At 71.3% G+C, this 415-nt stretch carries 1 protein-coding gene; it reads left to right on the top strand.

Going from position 1 to position 415, the window contains the following annotated elements; genetic code table 11:
* A partial coding sequence (locus PUR56_RS21950; RefSeq protein ID WP_329950166.1) for a beta-ketoacyl synthase N-terminal-like domain-containing protein occupies positions 1-298 on the top strand: 298 nt, incomplete at its 5' end.
* Positions 299-415: the final 117 nt, after the last annotated feature.

Below are 415 nucleotides of genomic sequence, written 5' to 3' on the forward strand. Positions count from 1 at the left end.
CAGCAGGGTCCGGCGCGCCTCGGCGGGCGAGAGGTCCGCCAGCCGCAGCGCGAGCGGCAGCCGGCCGGTCACGGTCACCTCGCGGACCGACGCCATGGGCGGTTTACCCACGGACCGCGGCAGGGACCTGGAAGCACTCTACCACCCGGACCCGGAGCACCCCGGCACAACTAACACCCGGGACGGCGCCTTCGTGTCCGCCGACGGTGAGTTCGACGCGGGGCTGTTCGGGTTCTGGCCGCTCGTGGCGCTGGCGTTGTACCCGCTGCAGCGTTTGCTGCTGGTGACGTCGTGGTAGGCGTTCGAACGGGCGGGGGTCGACCCGCTGTCGCGCCGGGGCGAGCTGGTCGGCGTGTTCGCCGGAACAACCGGTCAGGACTAGTTGGGTCTGCTGTACGAGGGGTCCGAGTACGTC

The sequence above is a fragment of the Streptomyces sp. BE303 genome, assembly GCF_036290945.1.
GTDB lineage: Bacteria > Actinomycetota > Actinomycetes > Streptomycetales > Streptomycetaceae > Kitasatospora.